Annotated in this window: 19 protein-coding genes and 2 pseudogenes; 9 read left to right on the top strand and 12 right to left on the bottom strand. The window is 71.1% G+C overall.

Going from position 1 to position 24,552, the window contains the following annotated elements; translation table 11 throughout:
• Nucleotides 1-261: 261 nt before the first annotated feature.
• The 3 genes and pseudogenes from D9V36_RS43020 to D9V36_RS08395 all read left to right on the top strand — a co-directional run bounded on the left by D9V36_RS43020 (nt 262) and on the right by D9V36_RS08395 (nt 4,162).
• Nucleotides 262-1,338 carry a polymorphic toxin-type HINT domain-containing protein gene (locus D9V36_RS43020; protein ID WP_164993150.1) on the top strand — a complete coding sequence of 359 codons (1,077 nt, stop codon included), beginning with the start codon at nt 262-264 and terminating at the stop codon, nt 1,336-1,338.
• Nucleotides 1,339-1,814: 476 nt separating this feature from the next.
• Nucleotides 1,815-2,000 (top strand): annotated as a pseudogene (locus D9V36_RS43015) (IS30 family transposase); the annotation flags it as partial.
• Nucleotides 2,001-2,503: 503 nt separating this feature from the next.
• The gene (locus D9V36_RS08395; RefSeq protein ID WP_164992910.1) at nt 2,504-4,162 is read left to right on the top strand and encodes a trypsin-like serine peptidase; all 1,659 of its coding nucleotides are present in this window, start codon (nt 2,504-2,506) and stop codon (nt 4,160-4,162) included.
• A 43-nt stretch (nt 4,163-4,205) separates the two neighbouring features.
• On the opposite strand, the gene D9V36_RS08390 is transcribed toward D9V36_RS08395, so the two are convergent.
• Entirely contained in the window at nt 4,206-5,021 is an 816-nt protein-coding gene (locus D9V36_RS08390; RefSeq protein WP_129293194.1) for a helix-turn-helix domain-containing protein, read from the bottom strand.
• A gap of 251 nt (nt 5,022-5,272) precedes the next feature.
• Between D9V36_RS08390 and D9V36_RS08385 the strand changes: the two genes are divergently transcribed.
• Nucleotides 5,273-5,584: a 4a-hydroxytetrahydrobiopterin dehydratase gene (locus D9V36_RS08385; RefSeq protein WP_129293193.1), complete on the top strand. Its 312-nt coding sequence runs from the start codon at nt 5,273-5,275 to the stop codon at nt 5,582-5,584.
• Between the two features lie 108 nt (nt 5,585-5,692).
• Here the strand turns inward: D9V36_RS08385 and D9V36_RS08380 are convergent, their stop codons facing one another.
• The 3 genes from D9V36_RS08380 to D9V36_RS08370 form a co-directional block, all read right to left on the bottom strand.
• Nucleotides 5,693-6,637: a YihY/virulence factor BrkB family protein gene (locus tag D9V36_RS08380; protein ID WP_129298270.1), complete on the bottom strand. Its 945-nt coding sequence runs from the start codon at nt 6,635-6,637 to the stop codon at nt 5,693-5,695.
• 200 nt (nt 6,638-6,837) lie between these two features.
• Nucleotides 6,838-8,217, bottom strand: a complete 1,380-nt coding sequence (locus D9V36_RS08375) for a cryptochrome/photolyase family protein (RefSeq protein WP_129293192.1) — start codon at nt 8,215-8,217, stop codon at nt 6,838-6,840.
• A gap of 156 nt (nt 8,218-8,373) precedes the next feature.
• Nucleotides 8,374-9,546 carry a DUF1266 domain-containing protein gene (locus D9V36_RS08370; protein WP_129298269.1) on the bottom strand — a complete coding sequence of 391 codons (1,173 nt, stop codon included), beginning with the start codon at nt 9,544-9,546 and terminating at the stop codon, nt 8,374-8,376.
• 119 nt (nt 9,547-9,665) lie between these two features.
• Here D9V36_RS08370 and D9V36_RS08365 point away from each other — a divergent pair, with 119 nt between their 5' ends.
• Nucleotides 9,666-10,580, top strand: a complete 915-nt coding sequence (locus D9V36_RS08365; RefSeq protein WP_129293191.1) for a class I SAM-dependent methyltransferase — start codon at nt 9,666-9,668, stop codon at nt 10,578-10,580.
• Nucleotides 10,581-10,604: 24 nt separating this feature from the next.
• On the opposite strand, the gene D9V36_RS08360 is transcribed toward D9V36_RS08365, so the two are convergent.
• From D9V36_RS08360 to D9V36_RS08350, 3 genes are all read right to left on the bottom strand, one after another.
• Nucleotides 10,605-11,396: a VOC family protein gene (locus D9V36_RS08360; RefSeq protein ID WP_129293190.1), complete on the bottom strand. Its 792-nt coding sequence runs from the start codon at nt 11,394-11,396 to the stop codon at nt 10,605-10,607.
• Between the two features lie 211 nt (nt 11,397-11,607).
• Nucleotides 11,608-12,441, bottom strand: coding sequence for an aldo/keto reductase (locus D9V36_RS08355; protein WP_129293189.1), 834 nt, complete (start codon nt 12,439-12,441; stop codon nt 11,608-11,610).
• Between the two features lie 291 nt (nt 12,442-12,732).
• Nucleotides 12,733-14,559: an AMP-dependent synthetase/ligase gene (locus D9V36_RS08350; protein WP_129293188.1), complete on the bottom strand. Its 1,827-nt coding sequence runs from the start codon at nt 14,557-14,559 to the stop codon at nt 12,733-12,735.
• A 439-nt stretch (nt 14,560-14,998) separates the two neighbouring features.
• Here D9V36_RS08350 and D9V36_RS08340 point away from each other — a divergent pair.
• Nucleotides 14,999-15,802 (top strand): annotated as a pseudogene (locus D9V36_RS08340) (bile acid:sodium symporter family protein); the annotation flags it as partial.
• 49 nt (nt 15,803-15,851) lie between these two features.
• Here D9V36_RS08340 and D9V36_RS08335 read toward each other — a convergent pair.
• Nucleotides 15,852-17,834 (bottom strand): exo-alpha-sialidase, encoded by a 1,983-nt coding sequence (locus D9V36_RS08335; protein ID WP_129293187.1) that lies wholly within the window; start codon nt 17,832-17,834, stop codon nt 15,852-15,854.
• Between the two features lie 397 nt (nt 17,835-18,231).
• Nucleotides 18,232-19,173 (bottom strand): quinone oxidoreductase family protein, encoded by a 942-nt coding sequence (locus D9V36_RS08330; protein ID WP_129293186.1) that lies wholly within the window; start codon nt 19,171-19,173, stop codon nt 18,232-18,234.
• Between the two features lie 199 nt (nt 19,174-19,372).
• On the opposite strand from D9V36_RS08330, the gene D9V36_RS08325 reads away from it, so the two are divergent.
• Nucleotides 19,373-19,816 carry a MarR family winged helix-turn-helix transcriptional regulator gene (locus tag D9V36_RS08325; protein ID WP_129293185.1) on the top strand — a complete coding sequence of 148 codons (444 nt, stop codon included), beginning with the start codon at nt 19,373-19,375 and terminating at the stop codon, nt 19,814-19,816.
• 94 nt (nt 19,817-19,910) lie between these two features.
• Here D9V36_RS08325 and D9V36_RS08320 read toward each other — a convergent pair whose 3' ends face one another.
• The 3 genes from D9V36_RS08320 to D9V36_RS08310 all read right to left on the bottom strand — a co-directional run bounded on the left by D9V36_RS08320 (nt 19,911) and on the right by D9V36_RS08310 (nt 23,449).
• Nucleotides 19,911-20,846, bottom strand: coding sequence for a formate dehydrogenase accessory sulfurtransferase FdhD (locus tag D9V36_RS08320; protein ID WP_129293184.1), 936 nt, complete (start codon nt 20,844-20,846; stop codon nt 19,911-19,913).
• A 270-nt stretch (nt 20,847-21,116) separates the two neighbouring features.
• Nucleotides 21,117-22,433, bottom strand: coding sequence for an FAD-dependent monooxygenase (locus D9V36_RS08315; protein ID WP_129293183.1), 1,317 nt, complete (start codon nt 22,431-22,433; stop codon nt 21,117-21,119).
• A gap of 446 nt (nt 22,434-22,879) precedes the next feature.
• A complete protein-coding gene (locus D9V36_RS08310; protein ID WP_129293182.1) occupies nt 22,880-23,449 on the bottom strand; it encodes a cysteine hydrolase family protein in 570 nt (189 codons plus the stop codon).
• A 343-nt stretch (nt 23,450-23,792) separates the two neighbouring features.
• On the opposite strand from D9V36_RS08310, the gene D9V36_RS08305 reads away from it, so the two are divergent.
• Together D9V36_RS08305 and D9V36_RS08300 are read left to right on the top strand one after the other, a co-directional pair.
• Nucleotides 23,793-23,972, top strand: a complete 180-nt coding sequence (locus D9V36_RS08305; RefSeq protein WP_129293181.1) for a hypothetical protein — start codon at nt 23,793-23,795, stop codon at nt 23,970-23,972.
• Nucleotides 23,973-24,163: 191 nt separating this feature from the next.
• Nucleotides 24,164-24,550, top strand: coding sequence for a chorismate mutase (locus D9V36_RS08300; RefSeq protein ID WP_129293180.1), 387 nt, complete (start codon nt 24,164-24,166; stop codon nt 24,548-24,550).
• The last annotated feature ends 2 nt before the right edge of the window (nt 24,551-24,552 follow it).

The raw sequence follows: 24,552 nt of genomic DNA, 5'->3' as shown, positions 1-24,552 counted from the left end.
GCCACCTCGGCTGCCGACGCCTCGGTCTCGGCACAGCTGGCGCACGTCTCCGCCAACACCGCATGGGCCGAGGCGCGCCGCGCCCGCATCTCCGCCACCGCGGCGGGCAAGGACGCCACCGCCGCCAACAAGGCGGCCTACGAGGCCTTCAGCATCGCCGTCGACAAGGCCAAGGCCGAAGCGGAAGCCCAGCGCAAGGCCGCAGCCGAAGCAAAGAAAAAGGCCGCCACGGACCCCGGAAAGATCGCCCGGGACCAGTACATGTGCGGCGTCATGGGCTGCGATGCCGCTCACAACTTCCCCAGTTGGTGTGTACGCAACTGGGGCTACTGCACCATCCTCTCCGCCGGGTACAAGCTCGAACCCGGCCTCGAAAAAATATGGCGGTTCGAGAAAGACCTCCTCGGCATCGGCATGCTCCAGGAATGCCTGCAAACAGGCGACCTCGAATCTTGCACGCAACTCATGCAGGACGCCGCCTTCGGCTCCAAACTCAAACTCCTCTCACGGTCATACCAGGCGTTGCGGTTCCTCCAGAGGGGGTGCACCCAGTGCTTCCTGGCCGGCACCAGAGTGCTGATGGGCGACGCCTCCACACGCACCATCGAGAATGTCAGGCCGGGCGACAAGGTCCTTGCGACCGACCCTGAGACGGGCAAAACCGCGCCCCGCAAGGTCACGCGCCTCATCGTCACCGAAGACGACAAACTCTTCAACGAACTGACGCTCACCACCCCCAACGGCCCCCGGAAACTCACCGCCACCTACGAACACCCCTTCTGGAGCCCGTCACAACACCGCTGGCTCCCGGCAAACGAACTCACCCCGGGCACCACCCTCCTGAGCAACGACGGAAGCACCGTCCGCGTCCAGGCCAACCGCCCATTCGACAAACACGCACGCACCTACAACCTCACCGTCGAAGACCTCCACACGTACTACGTGATGGCCGGCCAGACCTCGGTATTGGTCCATAATTCCAACCGTTGCGGAGGAATTGCGCTCGGTCTCAGTGAAGTTGATGCAGACCCAATGGCTCTCCATGAATTCGCGGACTCCATTGACGCGAAGTCGTATCACGATTGGCCGTCGGCCGGCGACAACTGGGTCTCCGAACTCAAGAGCTACATCAATGATGGAAAGACGCCGATCCACTTCAACTTGGACGGAATCGACGACCCCGTGGCACTCGCTCGCAAGGGAAAGGGTATGGATCCGGTCTTCGATGGGCACGCGACCGCTTGGGAGCTAAGCTTGATCCAGGACAACCCGAGCATCTGGCCTCGCGTGACGTTCTATAGAAACGGAGTTCCCGATGCCAACCCCTTCGCCCACTGAGGGAGGGCAGCAGCCCACTGCGACTCTGCCCATCTCGTTCGACCGTAAGTTCCGGCCGTGGCGATACAGCATCGGGCATTCGGAGCTGAAGCTTCGAAGTGTCGGCTCCGAAGCAGAGCGTGACTTCATCGAAGTGACCTTCTATGGAGTGGTGGGAATGAGGCTCAAAACCGTATACAGGCCGCTCAGCATCGCCCTCGCTGGACCGGCGGATACCGAGGAGATGCTGAAATTCTCCGAAGTGCGGGAGTCCCAGACCTCGCGGGTTCACTGTCTGGCACTGAAGTCGGACAGCGGTGACGGTCTCGTGGCGTGTCTCAGCTACAGCATCTGGTCGCATCCCAGGGAAACCGTTGAAGAAGGGGCGGAAGTCCCGCATCGGGATTCCGTGTTGATCCTGAGAGGGTAGTCGAGAAGCCCCGCCTGGATGCCGTTGGTTCTAGTGGTCATCGCAACACCACAGCTCAAGGGGTGCGATGGACTTCGAGATCCGTAAGGTTCGCAGGGCTCAGGGGCCTGTGAAGCTCCGGGTCGAGCAGGAGGAATGCTTCCGGCTCGTGCAGACGGGGCTGACCAACCGAGAGGCAAGCCGTCGCGTCGGTGTTCATGAGCGGACCGGCCGCGAGTGGCGAAACGGCCGGACGGACCCGAAGCGGCGGCGGCTCACTAACGCCTCAACGCAAACCGACGAGAACCGGAGGCGGGGCGGGTGCCGCCGTCGTCCGCCACGCACGTCCCCCTGCCCGGCCCGGACAGGCACCGCGTGGCGGCGACGACCGGGCCCTCGGCTACTTGAGGACATGTCAGAACATGCACCCTGTGCGTATGCTGTCCACCTTCGCGTCGAACTGGCATGCGAGCCGGAGATGCGCTGCGCTCGCCGTTCGGCCTTCTCTCCAACACGGAAAGACCGTCCCCATTGCGTTCCAGATACAGATGTCTCCCCGTTCTCGTACTCAGCCTGAGCGCGGGCGCGCTCGGCACCGGCCCGGCAGTCGCCGACCCCGGCGCCGCACGGCCTTCAGCGCCCGCCGTGCAGGCGTCCCCCACCCCTTCGGCGCCGTCCACGCACGCGGGACCGCGGCCCGCACAGCCAGTTACGTCGCCGGACCGGCCGGCCGGACCGAGTCTGCGTGAAGAGGAGCGGTACTGGACGGCGGACCGCATGAGCGACGCCGTCCCGGCCGGCGCCGCGCCCCTCGCAGTCCACGCCGGTGTGGCCGCCGCGCGCCGGCCGCCGCCGTCCGGCACGCCCGGCCCCGAGCACTTCGCGGGCCACCCGACGGTGGGCACGTTCTTCTTCGACCGCACGCCGCTGGGCGGCAAGAGCACGTTCTGCACGGGCAGCGTCGTCCACACGGCCGCCAAGGACATCGTCCTGACCGCCGGACACTGCGGTCTGGGCCTCGAGAAGGCCACCCACCGCATCTTCGTGCCGCAGTACGTGAGCGGCAAGCCCGCCGCCGACCAGCCTTACGGCATCTTCCCGGTCACCCGCGTGTACATCGACCCCCGCTACGAGGCGAACACCAAGAAGCCCGTCTCCGACCTAGACCTGGCCTTCACACAGACCGGCCCCGACAGCCACGCCAGGCAGGTGGAGGACGTCACGGGAGCCCTGACGTTCACCCCTGCCACCGGCTACACCCACCACGTCACCGTCCTCGGCTACCCCAGCTCCGAGGGCCTCAACCCCCAGCACCGTCTGATCCGTTGCCCCGTCACCACCACTCAGCTGCCAGGTTTCCGGCAGATGAGCATGGTCTGCACCGGCTTCTACGGCGGCGTCTCCGGCGGCCCCTGGATCGAGGACTACGACCCCGCCAACGGCACCGGCAAGGTCATAGGCAACACAGGCGGATACAACGGCGGCGGCAACGTCACCAATGACGACTGGGTGACCTACGCACCGCTCTACGGCAAGGACGCCCAGGATCTGTTCACCGCCGCCGCCGCCCACCGCACAGTAAGCCCGAGGCCGCCCTACCCCCCTGCCTTCGTCCGTGCGTCGTGGAAGCATGCCGTGCAGATGACGGCGGGTTACTACACCGGTGGTTCCGCGCGCGGCAAGCGCCATATGGACCTGATCGTGCGCTGGGACGACGGCAGGGTCACCCTCTACCAGGGCGGCGACACCAACGACCCCGCCCACCCCTTCGCCACGGAATTCCAGCTGGCCCCACGCAAGAGCATCTGGACCAACGCCCTCTCGATCACCTCCGTCAACACCGGCGGCGCCGCCGACGGCCTGGCGGTGCGCTGGAGCGACGGCGAGATGACCCTCTACGCGAGCGTCGACGCCAAGGGCTTCCACGGCGAGAAGCAGCTCGCCCCGGCCAAGACCGCTCTGTGGCGCGACAGCGCCCAGCTGATGACCGGCGGCCGCTTCACCCCGGGCGGCAACCGCGACGACCTCCTGGTCACCTGGAAAGACGGCCATGTCTCCCTCTTCACCGACCTGGCCGCCAACGCACTGAAGAAGCAGACCCAGATCATCGCCAAGAACACCACCTGGCCCTACGCCGGGCAGCTGACCACCGGCTCCTTCACCGGCAAGTCCACCGACGACGTGATCGTGCGCTGGAGCGACGGCGAGACCACCCTCTACCCCGGTCTGACCGCCAAGGGCCTGCCCGCCGAGACCAAGCTCCGGCCCGCGAAGTCCGAATGGAAGGACGCCACCGTCATCACCGCAGGCGCCTTCACCACCAACACCAGCGCCAACGACATCCTCGCCCGCTGGAACGACGGCCACCTCAGCCTCTTCACCGGCGTCGACGCGCACGGCCTCCACAACCAAACCCAACTCGCACCCGCAAGCTGACTGAGCGTTTCTGCCTGGAGCCGTCCCGTACGGCCATCGTCCGCTACGGCCCCGCCTCCCGCAGATACGCCGCCGTCTCCGGGTCAGCCGGCAGCAGGGTCTCCACCGCCAGCTCGGAGACGGTTACGTCCATCGGGGTGTTGAAGGTGGCGATGGTCGAGATGAAGGAGAGCACGGTGTGGTGGTGTTCGAGCATCATGGGGAGGGCGAAGGGGGTGTGCGCGCCGGAGGCTGCCGTTTTGTGGCCGCCCGGGGGCAGGGGGTAGGCGCTCACCTCGTCGTAGAGGGCGCGGAGGCGGGCTGAGCGCAGCAGGGCCAACTGGCGTTCCATCTGGGCGAGGAGGTGGCTGCGCCATTCCCGGTAGTTGCGGATGCGGGGGGCCAGGCCGTCGGGGTGCATGGTGAGGCGCATGGAGTTCAGCGGGGGCTGGAGGAGGTCGGGGGCGATGCCGTCCAGCAGCAGGGTGACGCCGCGGTTTGCCGCCTGTACGTGGTAGGTCCCGTCGACCACCAGGGCGGGGAAGGGCTCGTAGCCGGTCAGGAGGCGTTCCATGCCGGAGCGCAGGGCGGCCATCGACGGGTCGTCGAGCGGTGTCTCGGGGAAGGTGGGGGCGTAGCCCGCTGCGATCAGCAGGGCGTTGCGCTCCCGTACGGGGACGTCGAGGTGTTCGGCGAGGCGGAGCACCATCTCCTGGCTGGGGCGGGAGCGGCCGGTCTCGATGAAGCTGATGTGGCGGGCGGAGGAGTCGGCGCGCAGGGCCAGTTCCAGTTGGCTGATCCGGCGCCGGTCGCGCCATTCGCGCAGCAGGGAGCCCACGCCTGTGGTCGTCTCCGGTGAGGACGCCGCAGCAGTTGTCATGGGAGGGACGGTAGCCGAGGGCCGGTGCCGGTGGGGGTACGGGAGGCGCGCGCCGTGGGTGCGCGAAAGCGCCGTCGGCGTGCCACGCTGGAAGGGTTCCGGTCGCCGCGGCAGTGGGCGGCGGCGGTTCGGGTAACCATAGCCATGTGTAGTCGCGCGTATTCGTGCGTGCGTACTTATCCAGATGCGTGCCTATTCATGCAGATCGGGGGCCGGCTCGTCGATGGCCGGCACACGGGGAGGCGAACGCCATGACCGCTCAGCTGGAACCGCTCAGCTTCAAGGAGATCGAGGACCGTCTCGCGGAGCTGCCCGGCTGGTCCGTCGAGGGCGGGATGCTGCGCCGTGGCTACGCCTTCCACGGGCACTTCCCGGCTGCCGCCATGGTCATCCACATCGCGCAGATCCAGGAGGAGTTGGGCCATCATGCCGACCTGACGCTGGGGTACAACCGACTCGCGGTCTCGGTGAACACCCACAGCATCGGCGGACGGATCACCCATCTCGACTTCGGCCTGGCCCACCGGATCGAGGCGATCGCCCCGGGGCACGGAGCTCGCTGATCCGGTTCGTCGTTCCGGGGCACGACACCGTCCCCGGAGCGCGGCTGCACCGCGGTAGTCGGGCCGAGCCCCCATGGCCGCCCCGCCCCACCGGGCACCGCCCCGCCCTCAGCTCCCCGAGCGTGGCCGGACCACCCGCCCCGCGCGCGCCAGTTCCACATTGAACTGGGCGCCGGACAGCAGCGACAGGTGGGAGAACCACAGCCAGATCAGGAACACCACCGGCCCCGCGAGTGAACCGTAGAGCCGGTTGAAGGTGCCGACGTACGAGGTGTAGGCCGCGAAGCCGGCGGAGGAGACCAGCCAGAGGAGCACCGCGACGACGCCGCCGGGTGCCGCTCGGCGCACGCCGCGGGAGCTGGGCGGGCCTGAACGGAACAGCACCATCGCCAGCACCGTGGCCAGGAGCAGCAGCAGCGGCCACTTCAGCAGGTTCCAGGTCGCCTCGCCCGCCTCGCCCAGCCCGACGGCCCGGCCCAGTGCGGTCGCGATCGGCCCGCTCACCAGCAGGGCCACCGCGCTGCTGATCAGCAGGGCCATCAGCAGCAGCGCCGTCATCAGAATCCGCGGTGCCTTGCGCCACGGCGGGCGGTCGTCCTTGGTGCGGTTCATGGCGTGCAGCGCGCGGCGGAAGACGGCGAGATAGCTGCAGGACGACCACAGGGCGCTGACCAGGGCGCCGCCCAGCACCACCCAGGCGGCGGTGCGCTGATGTGCCATGCCGACCAGCGCACGGTGCACGGTCGGGCCCGACTGGGCCGGTGCGATCGACGTGATCTGGTTGATGAGCTGCTCGGTGGCCGCCGGATCGGCGAGACCGATCAGCGACACCGTGACGATCAGTGTCGGCAGCAGCGCCAGCACCGAGTAGTAGGTCAGGCTCGCGGCCCAGTCCGTCACATCGTCGTGCCACACCGACATCGGTGTACGGCGCAGAGCGGTACGGAACTGGGCCCACGTCGGCAGCGCGGCCGGACGCCTCGGCCCCGCCGCCCCGAGTGCGCGGTCCAGCTGCGTCCGGTCCAGCCCGCGGCGCATACCGCTCCCGGCCATGTCGTATCCGTCCTCTCCGTCGCATCCGTCGTATCCGTCCTGCATCATCTCCCGGCCCGGATGCCGCTCACGACACGAACGCCGCTCACGACACCGCTGCCGCTCACGGCACGGCGACCGCCCGCGACACGGCGACCGCCCGCGGGCCCCGGCCGCTCCGGCCCGGCTACGCCACCCGGCCACGCCGCCCCGGCCCCCGGCTACTCCAGCCCGCGTGCCCGCTTGAACCGCATCAGCCCGTCCGCCAGGTCCACCACGGGATCCGGATAGTCGTACGCCGCGCGCTCCGGCCCGGTCAGCTTCCACGGCTGGTGCACCGTCGCGCCCGCGAGGCCGGCCAGCTCCGGCACCCAGCGCCGTACGTACTCGCCCCGCGGGTCGAACCGTCTGGCCTGGACCAGCGGATTCAGCACCCGGTTGGGGCGGGTGTCGGTGCCGGTCCCGGCCACCCACTGCCAGTTGAGCTGGTTGTTCGCCATATCGCCGTCCACCAGCCAGTTCAGGAAGTGCCGCGCGCCCACCCGCCAGTCCACATACAGCGTCTTGGTCAGAAAGCTCGCCACCAGCATCCGGGCCCGGTTGTGCAGCCACCCCTCGTGCAGCAGCTGCCGCATCCCGGCATCGACCACCGGATAGCCGGTGCGGCCCTCCTTCCAGGCCGTCACCTCGGCGTCGTCGTACCGCCAGCGGTCGCCCCTGGTGCGATAGTCGGCGCTCGCCGCGCCGGGGCGGGCCGCCAGCACCTGATGGTGGAAGTCCCGCCAGGCCAGCTGCCGCACGAACGCTTCGGCACCGGCGTCCGGGCGGGCCGACGCCTTGTGCACCAGCTCCACCGGTGAGAGACAGCCGAAGTGCAGATACGGCGAGAGCCGTGATGTGGCATCGCCCGGCAGGTCGTCCTGCCGGGCGTGGTAGTCGGCCATGCCGGAGCGCTGCCAGGCCCCGAACCGGTGGCGCCCCGCCCGTTCGCCGCCCTCCGGCAGCGCGGGCGACGGTTTCCCGCCCGGGCACAGGTCCCCTGCCGACGGCAGGTCCTCGGTCCGCACCCCGTCCGGGACGTGTACGGACCGCGGCGCGGGCAGCACCGACCGCAGCCCCGCGGCCTGCCAGCGCCGGAAGTACGGCGTGAAGACCGCGAAGTGGTCCTTGCCCGGGCCGGAGGGCAGCACCGCGGCGGGCGGCAGCGCCGTGATGACCGCGTCGTGCACCACCAGCGCGCGCCCCGCCGCCGCCAGCCCGTCGGCCAACCGCCGCTCCCTGCGCAGCGCATAGCCGCTCACCCCGGCCGCGAGATGCACCTCGCCCGCTCCGGTCTCCGCCGCCACCCGGCAGGCTTCGGCCACCACATCCCCCGTACGGATGACCAGCCGACCGCCGCAACCACGCAGCCCGGCATCGAGATCGGCCAGCGCGCCGGCCAGGAACGCCGCCCGGTTGGGCACCATGAACCCCGCGTCAGCGACCCCCGTGTCGACGACGAACAGCGGCACCACCCGCGCCGCGGAGCGCAGCGCGGCATGCAGCACCGGCTGGTCGTGCAGCCGGAGGTCGGAGCTGAACAGGCAAACGGCTACGTCCATGCCCTACGTCTACACCGAACTCGCACCGTGCGATCGCCCGCCGGGGCGCGCCCCCCGACCTGGGACGTACTCCCGGTCAGGTGAGGTGCGCCCGCCAAACGGCCGGGTCCCGTCGGCGACGCGCTCCCGGTCAGGCGACGCAAGCGACACGCCCCGTCAAGCGAACGGCAGACCGCGCCACGGCGAGGCCGGGTCCTGGGTGAGGACCCGGTGCAGGTGCACGGCCTGCGCGTACTCCGGCCCGAACCAGCCGTTGTCGAAGGCCAGCATCCGGCCCAGTGCGTAGCCCGCAGCGAACTCCTCCCACGAGCCGTACACCTCCCTGGCCTTCGCGCCGGCCCGCGTCACGGCCTGCTCGGCCTGCTGCGGTGCGCACAGCCGGGCGCCCAGGCCCCAGCGGACGAGCGCGACGGCATGTGCGAGGTCCAGCGCGACGAGGGACACGACCCGGCCGTCCGCCGGCGGCAGCAGCCCGTCGGCGCGGAACCGCTCTTCGTACCTGGTCACGAGCTCGGGGACGGCCGGCATGGCGGCGGCGTCCGGGGAGCCGGCCCCGGCCTCATCGGTCCGGCTCGCGCTCGTCGCATCCGTCGCATCCGTCGCATCCGTCTCGTCCGCCGAGTCCGCCGAGTCCGCAGCGTCCCCGGCACCCCCAACGGCCCCCGCCCCGGCCCCGGCCTCGCGCCCGCCCGCCCGTGCCCGCAGCGCGGTCTCCGTCTCCGCCGGTACGAACTGCCCGCCGAGCAACTGGTCCAGGCGCTGCTGCCAACCGGCGGGGTCGGTCACCGACCACTGATCGTGCAGTGTCTGTGCGTCGGCGGCGTGATCGAGGAAGGCCGTACCGAGTTCGTTCCACGGCACGCTGTGGTGCACCGCGAGCGGCGCACCGCACGCCAGCCCCTGTGCCAGCGGGCCGTGCAGCGGACCGCCGAAGTGCGTGACGAGCAGGCCGCCGGGTCGGGCCCCGACCTGGGCGCGCCAGCGCAGCCAGCCGGTGCGGTGGGCCGGGGAGGCGGCCAGGTACACGGCGCACGGCGTCCCGGGATTGACCGCGAGCCGCCATTTGTCGTTCGGCCAGTCCTGCGCCAGCTCCTCCAGCGAAACCCGGTCGAAGAACTGCTGCGGCTGCCACGGCGGCAGCATGCCGCGGGTCAGGACGGGAATGCACTTACCACCCGCCGCCGGGTCGTCGTAGACGGGCAGCGGGTCCTGGCCCTGCTGCGGTGCCGCCAGAAACAGGTCCTCACCGGCGATCGCCGCGATCTGACCGTCCCAGTCCCCACGCGCCGTCGCTTCGTACAGCCGCCGCTCGGTATCCGTCGGCGGTATCCATCCCGGAGTAGCCACGGGCCAGACCCTATGGTCGCGCCCCGCTCCGCCGGAATCCGGGGTTGCCGGAGCGGCAACGCGGATTGCACGCCCACCACCGGTAACGGAGGCTCGATGTCATGAGCAACGACGAACGGCCCGCACCCGGGCACGGCGCCCACGACACGGCGCAGATCGACTGGGAGGTGTTCGGCCCGCTCCTCGAACGGGGCGCCGAGCTGCACCTGCCGCTCTACGAGCAGGCCGCGGCCTGGCTGCGGCAGCTCCTCGTCGAGGCGGCCGCGGCCGGGGGCCACAAGGGCGTGGACCGGGTGCTCGACGTCGGCAGCGGGCCGGGCGTCGTCAGCTGTCTGCTGGCCCGGGCCTTCCCCGCCGCCGAGGTGGTCGCCGTGGACGCGAGCGCGGCACTTCTGGAGCGGGCACACGCCCGGGCCGGGCGCCTCGGTCTCGGCGACCGGGTCCGCACCCATCTCGCCGAACTCCCTGACGGGCTCGACGCCCTCGGCGGCGCCGACCTCATCTGGTCCGCCAGGACCCTGCACCACGTCGGTGACCAGCGTGCCGCGGTCGCCGCCCTCGGCGCTCATCTGCGGCCCGGCGGGCTGCTCGCCGTCTCCGAGGGCGGCCTCACCACCCGCTTCCTGCCGCGCGACATCGGCATCGGGCGCCCAGGACTGCAGTCCCGGCTCGACGCGGCCTGCGAGGACTGGTTCGTGGAGATGCGCGCGGCGCTGCCCGGCGCCGTCGACGACACCGAGGACTGGCCCGCCTTCCTCGCCGACGCCGGCCTGCGCACCCCGCGCACCCGCAGTTTTCTGCTGGACCTGCCGGCCCCGCTGACCGGGGATGCGCGCGCCTACCTCCAGGACCACCTGTCCCAGGGGCTCGACCTGTACGGCGACCGCCTGGGCGAGGACGACCACACCACCCTCGCCCGTCTCGCCGACCCCGATGACGCCGTCGGTATCGCCCGCCGCCCCGATGCCTTCCTGCTGTCCGCGCAGACCGTCCACACGGCCCGCGCGCAGCAGTGAGCCGTCAACGGCCTCAACGGCCCCTCAGCCCTGATGCATCGGCTTCGGGCTGATCACGGCGAAGGTCGCGCCCTGCGGATCGGCCACCACGGCCATCCGGCCGGCGACCATGTCGAAGGGCTGCTGCAGCGCCGCGCCGCCGGCCGCGGTGATCTTGTCGACCGTGCCGTCGGTGTCCGTCACCGCGAAGTACACCAGCCAGTGCGAGGGAGTGCCGGACGGCATCTGTTCGGACATCGGCTGCATACCGCCCACCGGCCGGTCGTTCACCGTCAGGGCGTAGTAGTTCTCGGCGCCCTCCATGGGGGCGCTGTCGATACCGAGGGCCGCCTTGTGGAACGTGGCGGCGGCGGACGGGTCGGTGGTGTTGAGCTCGTTCCAGATCAGTGCGCCCGGTTCGTTGACGACGCCGGCGCCGGGGAAGTCCTTGGGCTGCCAGATACCGAACACCGCTCCGGTGGGCTCGGCCGCGATACACATCCGGCCGAGCGTCATCACGTCCGTGACCGGCATCAGGAGCGTGCCACCGGCCTGGTTCACCGCTTCGGAGGCGGCGTCCGCGTCGGCGGCCGACAGGTAGGTGGTCCACACCGTCGGCGGCGCGGGCTGACCGCCCATCGGGACGGCGGCCATGATTCCGGCCACCGGCTTGCCGTTCAGCGTGCAGACGGCATAACCCCCGGTCTCCGCGGGCCCGATCTCTCCGGTCCACCCGAAGACCTCGGAGTAGAAGTCGATGGCGGCTTGCTGGTCGGGGGCCGCGAGATCGATCCAGCAGGGCGTCCCGGGCTGGTAGGGAGAGGTGACTTCAGGCATCGTGCCTCCTCGCTGGGGCCTCCCCTGCCAGGGCACGGGGGAGGCGCAGGGCAAAGCGAGGGGTACCGGTCCCGTCGGCATGCGCCGGGTCCGCCCCACGCTCACCCACCACACTTCCTGCCGTCCGCCGGGCCCGCCACTCGGGTACGGCAACGGCGCCGCCCGGACGAGCCGGGCGGCGCCGCTGTGGAGCGCCGTTACCGAGCGGCGGTCAGGCCACGTCGAAGGTGACCGGGTCCGGGCCGATCCGCTTGCCGGTGTCCAGGCCGGCGAGGGCGGCGAGGTCCGCGTCGTCCAGCTCGAAGTCGAAGACGTCGATGTTCTCGGCGATGCGCGAAGGGGTGACGGACTTCGGGATGACGACATTGCCGAGCTGGAGGTGCCAGCGCAGGACCACCTGAGCGGGGGTCTTGCCGTGCTTGGCGGCGAGCGTGGCGATCGCCGGGTCCTCCAGGAGGCCCTTGCCCTGGCCGAGCGGCGACCAGGCCTCGGTCACGATGTTGTGCCGGGCGTGGAAGGCGCGGGACTCGGCCTGCGGGAACTGCGGGTGCAGCTCGATCTGGTTGACGGCCGGGACCACGGAGGTCTCGCCCAGCAGTCGCTCCAGGTGTGCGGGCAGGAAGTTCGAGACGCCGATGGCCTTGGCGCGGCCCTCCGCCTGAATCTTCTCCAGGGCGCGGTACGTCTCGACGTAGCGGTCCTTCGACGGGAGCGGCCAGTGGATCAGGTAGAGATCCACATAATCGAGACCGAGCTTGGTGAGGGAGGCGTCGAAGGCGCGCAGCGTGGAGTCGTGGCCCTGGTCGGCGTTCCAGAGCTTGGTCGTGACGAACAGTTCGTCACGGGCGATTCCGGAAGCGGCGAGTGCCTTGCCCGTGCCCTCTTCGTTGCCGTAGATCGCCGCGGTGTCGATGCTGCGGTATCCGGCTTCCAGGGCCTGGCCGACGGCGGTGAACGCCTGGTCGTCCTCGACCTGCCAGACGCCCAAGCCGAGCTGCGGCATCGCTACGCCGTTGTTGAGCGTGATGGAGGGAACCTTGCTCACGGGGGAATCGATCCTTACGTCGTCTTTCTCGTTCACGGATGTCAACGACCATCCGGAGTGGCGCATTCCCGTGCGAGCCGACGGGATGCGGGCGGGGGCGGAGTAATCCTGCGAAGGCGCGGTGAGCGGGACCGGTCGGCGGCGCCCCGACGCCGGTCGTGGCCGGTGGTACGGGGGTATGCCGCGGTGGTCGCGGCAGCGGGTTCGCGGAGAGTGAACGCGCCGGTGCGGTGCACCTCACCGGCCGGGGCGCCGCCCCCGGGAAGCCCCCAGGGGGCGGCGCCCCGCCCGTCACGACTGGTACAGCGCGTCCACCTCGACCTGGTAGGTCGTCTCGATCGCCTTGCGCTTGAGCTTCAGCGACGGGGTCAGCAGCCCGTGCTCCTCGCTGAACTGGTTGGCCAGTATCCGGAACGTACGGATCGACTCGGCCTGCGAGACCAGCGTGTTGGCGGCGACCACGGCGCGCCGGATCTCGGTCTCCAGGTCCGGGTCGCGCACCAGGTCGGTCGGCCGCATCTCCGGCTTCTCCCGCATGGCCAGCCAGTGCGCGACCGCCTCCGGGTCCAGGGTCACCAGCGCCGCGATGAACGGCCGGTCGTTGCCCACGACGATGCACTGGGCGACCAGCGGATGCGCCCGCACCCGCTCCTCCAGGCCCACCGGCGAGACCGTCTTGCCGCCGGAGGTGACCAGGATCTCCTTCTTGCGGCCGGTGATCGTCAGATAGCCGTCCTCGTCCAGTGCGCCCAGGTCGCCCGTGGAGAACCAGCCGTCGTGCAGCACGGCATCGGTCGCCTTGGGGTCGTTGTGGTAGCCGTGGAAGATCTGCCCGCCGTACAGCCAGATCTCGCCGTCCTCCGCGATGTGCACGGTGGTGCCGGGGACGGGGGTGCCGACGGTGCCGAAGCGGGTCCGCTCGGGCGGGTTGGCGGTGGCGGCAGCGGTGCTCTCCGTCAGGCCGTAGCCCTCGAAGATCCGGACGCCGGCGCCGTCGAAGAACAGCCCGAGCCGGCGCTCCATCGCGGAGCCGCCCGACATCGCGTGCCGCACCCGGCCGCCCATCGCCGCCCGGACCTTGCTGTAGACCACCTTGTCGAAGAACTGATGCTGCATCCGCAGCGCGGCGCTCGGACCGGACCCGGTGCCGAAGGCCTTGTGCTCCTGTGCCTCGGCGTAGCGGACCGCGATCTCGACGGCCTTGTCGAACGGTCCGGCCTTGCCGTCCGCCTCGGCCTTGCGCCGGGCCGCGGCGAAGACCTTCTCGAAGATGTACGGCACCGCCAGGATGAAAGTCGGCCGGAACGTCTGCAGGTCAGGCAGGAGCGCACGGGCCGCCAGCTCGGGCTGGTGGCCCAGCTTGACCCGGCCGCGCACCGCGGCGACCTGGACCATCCGCCCGAAGACATGCGCCAGCGGCAGGAACAGCAGGGTGGCGGCTTCCTCGTCGCCCTTGGAGGTGAAGACCGTCTCGTGGCGCAGCACGATGTTGTCGGCCTCGGCCATGAAGTTGGCGTGGGTGATCACGCAGCCCTTGGGGCGGCCGGTGGTGCCGGAGGTGTAGATGATCGTCGCGGTGGCGTCCGGGGTGACGGCCATCCGGTGGCGGTGCACGACATCGTCGTCGATATGCGCACCTGCCGCGGTCAGTTCGGCCACCGGGTCGGCGTCCAGCTGCCACAGCTTGCGCAGCTGGGGAAGCCGGTCGATGACCGAGCCGATGGTCATCGCATGGTCCTCGTGCTCGACCAGGCAGGCCGAGACGCCCGCGTTGTGCAGCATCCAGAAGACCTGCTCCGCCGACGACGTCGGATACAGCGGTACGGACTGGACGCCGATCGACCACAGTGCGAAGTCGAACAGGGTCCACTCATAGCGCGTACGCGACATGATGCCGACGCGGTCGCCGAACCGGACGCCCTGCGCCAGCAGACCCTTGGCCAGTGCGATGACCTCGTCCCGGAATGTTCCGGCGGTGACGTTCTGCCAGTTGCCCGCATCGTCCTTACGGGCGAAGGCGACGCGCTCGGGGTCGGCTTCGGCGTACTCGTAGACGGCGTCCGCCAGCCCGCCGACCCGGGGCGCGGTCGCCAGAGGCGGGACGGTGAACTCGCGCAATGACCCAGCTCCTCGTGGTGTTGCTCACAAGGCCGCGACCGTACCCCAACGTGACGACATCCGGCAGAGCCGTACCACGTAGTGAATCCGGCAGCACGGGATCTGGCCAACCGTCGAAATCGGGTCACTTCGGAGAAGCCTGGACATGAGCCAACCGGTTCAACGCCGGACGATCACGACGCCGGGACCATATCTGCACCAAATCTCTGCACCCGGCACCGGATCGGACGCCTGCCCGGTGCGAGCCCCTGGCCAGGGCTTGTCCCGTAGGCGGAGGAGCTTCCAGGGGAGCTGCAGCCGGTCGCCGCCCGCCAGGATCGCGCCGGCAAGTGCCTCTGCCGGGCCACGTGTCGCGCGGTTGCGCTGCCCATGGAGCAGAACGAACTCCGCTCTGCCGAGTTCCGGCAGCCCGGCACGTGGCTGAATCTGTACCACGCCTGGCGGGATCATGCCCCTCATATGTGCCATAACGCCCAGGCCTGCCCGGGTTGCGGCGATCGGTCCGTTGAGGCTTCCGCTGGTGCAGGCGATCCGCCGCTCCCGGCCCGCGTGCTCCAGTCCCTCCAGTGCCCTGGCCCGGGGCAATGTCGCGGCGGCGATCTGCGCGGGGTCGTTCTCCAGCCTCGTCGGCATCGTCGTCACACCGCTGCTGGCGGGCCTTGTCCTGCACGGGAACGGCGGTGGCTTCTCGGCCGATGCGCTGCTGTCGATCGTCTGTCAGCTGCTGCTGCCGTTCGTCGCCGGGCAGCTGCTGCGGCGGCGGACCGGCGGGTTTCTCACGCGCCACAGGAAGCTCCTCGGCCTGGTGGACCGCGGCTCGATCCTGCTCGTCGTCTACACCGCCTTCAGCGCCGGCATGGTCGAGGGCATCTGGCACCAGGTCTCCGGCCCGCGGCTGCTCTGTCTGCTGGGCGTGGAGGCGGTGCTGCTCGTGGTGATGCTGACCGCCACCTCGTACGGTGCCAAGTGGCTCGGCTTCCCCCGTGCGGACCGGATCGCGATCACCTTTGCCGGATCCAAGAAGAGCCTGGCGGCCGGTCTGCCGATGGCCGGCGTGCTCTTCGGTGCGCAGGCCGGACTCGCGGTGCTGCCGCTGATGCTCTTCCATCAGGTGCAGCTGATGGTGTGTGCGGTCCTGGCGAAGCGCTACGCCGCCACCGCCCACCTGGTGGCCGGACCGGCAGCGACCGCGGCCGGTCCGGGGCTCGCGGCCGGAGCCGCGGTGGGCGGCACGCAGGGCTGAGGCCCGCCCGACGCGACGGCGTCCGGGCAGACCGGGGCGGCGCGCCGGTTCAGCTCCTCGCGGTCCCGCGCACCCGGTCCAGCGACAGCCCCAGGACGAGCGGACCGCCCACCGGGGCGTTGGCGCCGCGTACGCGAGACAGTTCGGCGTCGGTCAGGGCCCGCCGGTAGACACGCACTTCGTCCAGCGCGCCGGTGAACTGGGCGCGGCCGTCGGGCCGCTGGCCCAGATGCACACCGAAGACCGAGCCACGGCTGACCGACCCCGGCACATCGGGGACGACGGTGGTCTCCCCGCCGTCCACGGTGAGCAGCAGTCGGCCACCCGTGCGGCGCAGCGCCAGTTGGTGCCAGTTCCCGTCGTTGTACGCGTCGTGGGTCACGGCCTGGGCGGTGGCGGCCGGGGCGGGGCCGTCGACGGCGGTTACCCGGGCGACGATCCGGTGGTGGCCGGGGTCGCCCTCCACCGCGACCTGCGGCGACTTGCTGCCCACCCCGCCCATCCACAACAGCGGCTGTTCGCCGGTGGTGGCGTCGTAACGGAGCCACAGGCTGCAGGTGAAGTCACGGGTGCCGAGCGGGAGGGAGCCGCGGTAGGGGAGACGTACCGCATCGTCGGAGCCGTCGAAGGACAGCGCCTGACCGAAGCGGCCGCCGGTGGTCCGGGCGCCGCCCAGGACGACGGCTGGCCGGGCGCCCGGGGCGGCGTCGCCCGTCGCGGGGTCCGGGCCGCGGCGCGGACCGAGCCAGTCCTCGGTGAAGCGGGCGAAGCGGATCTCGTCGCGGGCGTCGACCGCGCCGCCCTCGTACATCAGGCCCGTGACGTCGTCGGAGACGGCGACCAGGTCCGAGTAGCCGGACCAGTCGGTGGTCACCCGGGCACCCCGGTCGACGCTCTCCCAGGTGCGGCCCTCGTCCCAGGAGGAGCGGATGGTCATGGTCCGGCGCCGGTCGGGATCGGCGGGCGCCGCGAACAGGGTGCGGCTGCGGCCGGCGTGCGGGTGCGGCAGCCGGAGCGCCGAGCCCTGCACCATCGGGGTGTAGAGGTCGGGGAGGGCGCGGAACGGGGCGGCGAAGGAGTTGCCGCCGTCACGGCTGACCGCCGCGGTGCGGTGTCCCAGATCGGTGCCGTCCTGTTCCCGCCCGTTGACGTAGACCGAGCCGTCGGAGCGTTCCAGGAGCGCCATCTCCGAGGGTTTTTGACGGAAGGTGCCGTCCGCGGCGACGGGCCAGGTGTCCAGCGCGCCGACCTTCCAGGTGGCGCCGCCGTCGTCGCTGTGGACCAGCGCGGCGTGGTTGGCGGTGACCCGGTGGTCCGCGTAGCTCTCGGAGTTGATGCCGAACACCAGCCGGCCCGCGTGCCGTCCGCGGGTGAGCTGGATGCCGTGCAGGGGCCCGGTGGCGTACCAGGAATTCCACTGCGGGGGACGGACGGCGGCGGTCAGGTCCCGGGGCGCGGACCAGGTGGCGCCGTCGTCGTCGCTGTACTGGAGGTGCGGGGTGCGGTCGCAGGGGACCTCGCAGCTGAGGCCGTCGGCGCGGCCCTTGTTGTAGGTCTCGGCGAGCACGATCCGGCCGGTGCGGTGGTCCACGAGGGGCGCCGGATTGCCGTGGGTGTCGCCGTTGCCGTGGTTGACGACCTGGAGCGGGCCCCAGGTCCGGCCGCCGTCGGCGGAACGCTTGAGGACGAGGTCGATATCGCCCGCGTCACCGCAGTCGTGCCGCCGGCCCTCGGCGAACGCGAGGAGGGTGCCGTGCACGGACTTCACGACGGCCGGTATACGGAAGCAGAAGTAGCCCTGCTCCCGGGACGACTTGAAGAGGATCTGCTGCTCGAAGCCGCCGGCGGGGGAGGGCGCCGCGGCGGCGGCACCGGCACTGTCCGATGCCCTGTCAGGCGCGGAGTGTGCGTGTGCGGGGGCGGTCGGCAGAAGGGCGAGGGCGGTGGCGGTCAGCGCGGTGAGCAGGGCCACGGCGCGGCGGTGCCGGGGTCTGCAGCGGGGGCTGTGGTGTGCGCGGAGAACTGACGTCATGGTCCGGCCTGCCCTTCGAGGCATCGGCGTCGGGTCATCAGGACATCCCACGTCCTATGTGCATCGCGACGGAAGCTACTGCCGCGTGCGGACCGCGACAAGGAGCGTGCGCGGGTTCTCCGCGCCGCGGCCGTAATTCACTCTCCTGATTCACCCTCCCGGCTCGCAGGTGCTGTGCCGGGTGCGCTTGGTGCGCCTGGTGCGGGACGAGGGCTGGGGGCGGTGCGGCGGACGGGAGCGGTCCGAGGGGCGGGCGTGAGACGAGGGCCGGGCGCGGGGCGAGGGCTGAGAGCGCCGCGTGTGCCTGCCCGGTGTTCCGCAGGTGCCGCGCCGCGCCGGCTGTGCTTGCCGAGCCGGCTGTGCTCGCCGCGCTCGCCGCGCCGGTCCCGCCCCCGCCTCATGGGCGCAGTACCACCTTCCCGAGGTTGGCCCTGGCCTCGATGATCTCGTGTGCCTTCGCGGCGTCGTCCAGGGGCAGTTCGGCATGGACCGCGGCCCGTAGCCGGCCGGACCCGGCAAGCTCCCACAGCCGCGCCCGGTGCTGCTCGTACAGCGCCCGGTGGACGGTGGAGAAGCGGCGCATCGTCAGTCCCGTGATGGTCTTGGCGCCCGCCAACAGCTCGTGCGCCGGGACCGTCCCGCCGCCGGAGTTGAAGAAGATCAGCCGGCCGCCGGGAGCCAGCGCGGCCAGTGCGCGCGGCAGCAGCTCGCCGCCGACGCCGTCCAGGACGATATCGACCGGCTCGCCCCAGGACTCCTGGTCGTAGACCACCACCTCGTCGGCCCCCAGCCCGTTCAGGAACTCCGCCTTGGCGGGCGAGCCGACCGCGGCCACCACCCGTGGCACCCCCTGGAGTTTGGCCAGTTGGACGGCGAGGTGCCCGGTGCCGCTCGCCGCGCCGGTGATCAGTACGGACTCGGTGCCCTGCGGTGCCGCGGTGCTGAGCGCGGCCAGCGCGACCTGGCCGCTGCGCACCAGCGCCACCGCCTGCACGGCGTCGGCGCCGTCCGGTATCCGGCTCGCCAGGAAGGCGGGCGCGAGGGCGAGTTCGGTGTACGAGCCGGTGAGGGTGAGTGAGGTGACACGGTCGCCGGGGGCGAATCCGGTGACGTCCGGGCCCACGGCCACGACCGGGCCGGCGACCTCGCCGCCGGGCATGGCGGGCAGCGGATCGCCACCGCCCTTGCCGTCCCCGCGCACCCGTCGTACGCACGGCAGCGTCACCCCGATCGCCTCCGTGCGCACCAGCAGTTCACCGGGGCCGGGCACCGGCGCCTCGGCCTCCTCGACCCGCAGGACCCCGGGGCCGCCGTAGGTATGGAATCGGACACGGCGCATGGGCAGACACCTCCGGGGTCGTCGCTCGGCGCGGCGGCAGACGGGCGGACGAGCAGACGGGCAGCCGGACAGCTGCCGGGTCGCCGGACGGCGCACACCGGACGGTTTCATTGGGATCCCCAACGATAGCGCGCAATCATTGGACCCACCAATGGTTTTTCGTTGGGTCTGCCAAGGGAACGCTCGGTACGGTGACCCCATGGCCGACACCCCCTACGCCCCCCGCCACATCCGCGCGCTCCCCAGCTGGCTGCTGGGCCGCGCGGCCGCCCGCGGCCACCGCCTCGTCGCCGAAGCCCTGGCCGGCGAAGGCATGCGGATGATGCACCACGCCGTCCTGTCGGCGGTCGAGGAACTCGGCCCGGTCTCGCAGGCGGAGCTCGGCCGGACGCTGCATATCGACCCCAAGGACATGGTCGCGATCGTCAACGAGCTGCAGGGGGACAAGCTGGTGACCCGCAGCCCCGATCCCCGGGACCGGCGCAAGAACGCCATCGAGATCTCCGCCGACGGCCGGCGGCGGCTGCGGCGCACCCGGCAGCTCGGTGACGAGGCCAACGCGGAGCTGACCGGAGATCTGACCCCGGCCGAACGCGAGCAGTTGGTCGCCCTGCTGACCCGGATCGCGCTGCCGGGGGAGTGAGTCACGAGGCCGGGGGCCTGAGCCGCGAGGCCGGGTAGGCGGGGCGCCCCGCCGATCGGTTCGCGGGCCCGGCCGGGCGGACGGGCCCGCGCACTCAGTCCGTAGGCGTTGCGGCCCCCGCGGGCAGGGCGATGCGGTGCTCACCCGCGTAGACGTTCATGGAGGAGCCGCGCAGAAACCCGACCAGGGTCAGCCCGGTCTCGGCGGCCAGATCGACGGCGAGCGAGGAGGGCGCCGAGACCGCGGCCAGCACCGGAATGCCCGCCATCACGGCCTTCTGCGCCAGCTCGAACGACGCCCGGCCGGAGACCATCAGCACACACGACGACAGCGGCAGCTGTCCCTGCTGCAGCGCCCGACCCACGATCTTGTCGACGGCGTTGTGCCGCCCCACGTCCTCCCGGATGTCGAGCAGCTCACCGTCCGTCGTGAACAGCGCCGCGGCGTGCAGGCCCCCGGTCCGCTCGAACACCCGCTGAGCGGCCCGCAGCCGGTCGGGAAGGGCGGCGAGGGTCGCCGGATCGATACGGATCGGATCGATCCGGACCTGATCGTGACGGTTCGGATCGCTACGGACCGGATCGTTACGGACCGGGTCGATGCCGTCCGGGGCGGCGGGGGAGGCGTCCAGGGGCCAGCGGGTGGTGGTGCGCACCGCGTCCAGGCTGGCCTTGCCGCACAGCCCGCACGACGACGTCGTATAGACATTGCGCTCCAGGGTGATCTCCGGGACCGGGACCCCGTCCGCGAGCCGGACGTCCACGACGTTGTAGGTGTTCTCTCCCTCCGCCGTCGCCCCCGCGCAGTAGACGATGTTCGCCAGCTCGTCGGCGCTCGCCAGCACGCCCTCGCTGACCAGGAAGCCGGCGGCGAGCGCGAAGTCGTCGCCCGGTGTGCGCATCGTGATCGCCAGGGGTTTGCCACCGAGCCGTATCTCCAGCGGTTCCTCGGCGACGAGGGTGTCCGGGCGGGTGCTCACGGCACCGTCGCGGATGCGGATGACGCGGCGTCGCTCGGTGACCCGTCCCATGTCTGATCAGTCCCGTCCTCACCGGGCCGCAGCGTTCCCGGTGGTGTCTGTATGGAGAGCCGAGCCGGCCCCTTGGTGCTGCTCGGTGCTACTCGGTGCCGTGCGGAGTTGCTCGGTGCCGTGCGGTGCTGCTCGGTGCAGTGGTTGCCGCCGGGGTCACCGGAGCCGTGCGCGGCGAAGTGACCTCGACGTTCCCATTCTCCGGCACGTTCTCCTGCACGGGAGCGCGGGGCGGCGGCCGGCGTGGTGCGTGGCGCCCGTACGGGAGTGTCAGCTCTTCAGCTCACGCCCGCCGAATGCGCCCGAGCCGTCGGCCGCGGCCCAGACGGCCTCCAGACCGGACTGGTCCAAGGTCTGCCAGTCCGGGGTGTCCTGGACCAGGGTCCGCCCCAGCCTGCGCCCCAGCTCGACCATCGACCGGCCGGTCGCGCCGCGCTCGGCCCCGTATGCCGCGAGCGCGTCGGGCCGTTCCGGCAGGGCGCGCAGCGCGGCCTCCAGGGCGGCGGCGTCCTGCAGCGCCTTGACCGCACCGGCGCCGGTGTGCGGGCGGGCGACGGTGGCCGCATCGCCCGCGAGCAGCAGCCGCCCTGCCGTGTAGCGCGCCGCGGTGAAGTCGTACATCGGCTGGATGAACACTTCTTGACGCGGCGTCAGTCGCATCAGCCCGCCCCAGTAGGGCGGCAGCAACTCGTCCGCGACGTGGGAGAAATGGGCGTACAGGGCGTCGGTGAGGGTGCCGGGCGGCAAGCTGGTGGGGGTGTCGAGCCCCAGGTCGAGTCCGGCGGGCGGGGCGGTGTACAGGACCCAGTTCGCACGCCGGCCCCCCTGGCCGTCCGGGATGCGGTAGATGATGACATGGCCGCCGGGGAAGACGCCGTAGATGCAGTCCTCTTCCGCCCAGGGATCGGCCGGCAGGGCGGGGAAGCTGAGCTCCGTCAGCCGGTCGGCCGGAACCGCGCCACGCCAGGCGAGGTAGCCGGCATAGTCGGGCCGCACGCCGGGGAACGCGGTCTCGCGGACCACCGAACGGTAGCCGTCCGCCCCGATGAGCAGGTCGAAGCGCTCCGTACGGCGGCTGCTGCCGTCGGCGCCGCGCCGCTCGCCACTGCCCGCACCGCCCTCGCCTGCGCTGCTTCCTTCGCCGCCGCCGAGATGAACGCCCACGCCGTCCGCCGCGTCGCTGACCGCGTCCACCCGTACCCCCGGCCGGAAGACGGTGTCCTCCGGCAGCCGCCGCCGTAACTCCTGCCAGAGCGGACCCCAGCAGTACGAGCGGAACGGGAAGGGCAGCGTGCCGATCTGACGGCCGAGCGGCCTGGCGCCGTCGCGCACGTACCAGCGACGGGCGGCCAGCTGCACCCACGGCATGGCGGTGTCCAGATATCCGGCGGCGGCGAGCTCGGCATACCGGGCGTTGTGCACCGCGAGGCCGACACCGCGGTCGGCGAGGCGGCCGGCGGTGCGTTCGTACACGGTGACGTGGCCGGCCCCGGCCCGGTGCGCGGCCAGTGCCGTGGCGCAACCGGCGATGCTGCCGCCCACGACGGCCACGTCGGCCCCTGCGATCCTGATGCGGTCCCTGCTCATACGCGGATACCCCCTGCGTTGTCCGGCGCCGATGGTCGGTCGGCTGCCTGGTGTGACCGGGCCGGTGTGACCGTGTCGGTGCGACCGTGTCGGTGCGACCGGGCCGGTGTGATCCGGCACATCTTCGCAGCGCGCGCCCCGCCCGGCGCACCAAAACCGCTCCCTGCATCGCCCCGGTACCGCCCCCTGCACCGTCACCCGTCCGCCCCCTCTCCCCGCAGCCTTCTTAAGTCTCCTCAAGGAGGGGTGACCGGGCGGTGACCTGGGTATGTGCATGATTCGGGACCCTGGCAGCGCCGTGGACCCGGGGCCGGCCGAGCGCCGCGCCCCATGAAGAGCGGCCCGGTGGCGGGTTCTGTGGGGGATCCCGCCACCGGGCGTCAGCTGACGGGGGGACTGCCCGGTCACCGCGTCGGCACACGGAGCCCCCTCGCTCGGCGGGTGTCTTACGAGGCGAGCGCTTCGCACCAGTCCTCGACGGTGACGACATCCGCCCACTGCGGGAACAGTTTCCCGGTGAGGACCCGGTGCACCTCGGGGTCGGTGTCGAGGCAGGCATCTGACAGGACGGTGAGGCCGAAGTCCATGTCGTTGGCCTGGCACAGGGTGTGCAGCACCACACCGCTGGTGGCGATGCCGGTGAGAACGAGGCTGTCGATACCGCGAGACCTGAGCACCAGGTCGAGGTCGCTGCCCGAGAACGCGCTCCCCCGCCTCTTGGTGATGACGATCTCGCCGTGCCGGGGCGTGACGTCGGGGTGGATCCCGGTCCCGGGGCTGCCCTCGGTGAACAGGCCCTCTCGCACGGCGGAGGAGAGCACCTTGTTCCGCGTACTGACGTCCGGTTGGACCGGGCGCAACCCGACGACCACGTAGATCACGGGGATACCCGCCGCCCGGGCACCGTCGATCGCCTTGCGCAGGCGCGGCAGATATCCGGAGCCGTCGTCGACGATATCCACGATATCCACGATGTCCCGTTGGACGTCCATCACGAGGAGGGCGCTGTTCGGCATGCTTGCGGTCCTTTCTTCACGGGGAACACAGGGGCTTCACGGTGATCACGGGGGGCACGGCAGCCAGGAGGAAGTCTCGGGGATGCGGCCGAACCGCGGTGGTCAAGTGCGGGTCCCCGACCGCAGTTCCATGCCGAAAGGTTCGTGAAACACCAGGTCAGCAGCGGGAACGGCGGAGAACGGCGGATCATATCGGCCAATGAGGCAGCCCCCACACGCCCTGGACAGTGCCCGGTCGACGACCCCTCCTGCCACCGGACGCGGCCCCTCGTTGACCTTGCCCCTGGGAGAAGCCACAGCACCAGTGGGCCGGTTGACGTGTCCCGTCCGACGAGGAGCAAGGATGAACACCGAGATCCATCTGCTGCGCTACCGGGAGTTGCTGCGCGAGGCCGATCACTACCGTCTCGCCCTCATGGCCAGGAAGACCGAACCACCGCCTTCCCGCCCGGGCCGTACCCCTCCAATACCCCGGGCAAAACCCCGGGCCCGTCCGTCACGCCGGCGACGATCAGCGGCCTGACCTTCCACATCTCGCCGACCACTCCGGCCGGAACGGTTCCGCTCCGGTCCGATCCGCGAGACCGGCCCGGCCCCCGGTCACCGGCCGGGTAATGTGCACCCGATCAAGACATCAGGCATCAGCAGCGCAACACCCATCAGCAGCACAACACCGCACCAGGCACCCGACCGATCACGAATGGCGAGACGCACATGAGCGAGGGGACAGCACCGGCGGCCGGCGAAGCGGCCGCCGTCGCCGACGAGGCGGCCCGTGAACGGCTGAGCTATCTGCGCGGCAGCATCGACAACCTCGACGCCGCCCTGGTGCATCTGCTCGCCGAGCGCTTCAAATGCACCCAGCAGGTCGGCGAACTCAAGGCCCGGCACAGCCTGCCGCCCGCCGACCCGGCCCGCGAGGCCGCACAGATCGAGCGGCTGCGCCGATTGGCCGAGGACGCCAAGCTCGATCCGGCATTCGCCGAGAAGTTCCTCAACTTCATCATCGGAGAGGTGGTTCGCCACCACAAGGCCATCGCTCATCAGGCTTCTACCAGCAACGACGAGCGGAGTGGGGAGACTTCAGCTCCCATTGAGTGATC

It is taken from the genome of Streptomyces lydicus (genome assembly GCF_004125265.1).
In the GTDB taxonomy this organism is placed as follows: domain Bacteria; phylum Actinomycetota; class Actinomycetes; order Streptomycetales; family Streptomycetaceae; genus Streptomyces; species Streptomyces lydicus_C.
This window is presented reverse-complemented; position numbering and strand designations above follow the sequence as displayed.